The sequence below is a fragment of the Paraburkholderia sp. SIMBA_027 genome (assembly GCF_046535315.1).
In the GTDB taxonomy this organism is placed as follows: Bacteria; Pseudomonadota; Gammaproteobacteria; order Burkholderiales; family Burkholderiaceae; genus Paraburkholderia; species Paraburkholderia tropica.
This window is the reverse complement of sequence record NZ_JAWRWY010000129.1, coordinates 1-418: the sequence shown is the minus strand read 5'-3', so window position 1 is coordinate 418 and position 418 is coordinate 1. Positions and strand designations below refer to the sequence as shown.

Annotated in this window: 1 protein-coding gene; it reads right to left on the bottom strand. The window is 29.7% G+C overall.

Annotation, left to right across the window (positions count from 1 at the left end; translation table 11 throughout):
• Positions 1–9 precede the first annotated feature (9 nt).
• The coding region (locus tag SB764_RS38440) for a winged helix-turn-helix domain-containing protein (RefSeq protein ID WP_410866525.1) at positions 10–418 on the bottom strand (409 nt) is incomplete at its 5' end.

Sequence of the window (418 nt, the reverse complement as noted above, 5' to 3'; positions counted from 1 at the left end):
CAATTAATTTCATTGAATTATATATCCCATTCCTTTTTTTGTTAAAATAAAGTCATCAACATTAATCCCCTCTAATCTATTCCTTAATCTATTTATATTTACTGTCAATGTATTTTCGTTTACGTAAATATCATCATTCCAAAGCTGTCTCATTAAATTATCCCGCGAAACAACTTTCCCTTTGTTTTCCATTAACGTTTTTAGAATTTTAAATTCATTCTTTGTAAGCTCTAAACTCTGATCTTGGAAGTATATTTTTGCATCGTTAAGGTTTAATATCACATTATTAGATTCGATTAGATGAGATTCTGCTGTTATGTACTCATAAGTTCTTCTTATAATTGCTTGTAATTTCGCCACCAACACATGGCTGTCAAATGGTTTTTGAATATAATCATCCCCGCCATTGTTAATAGCC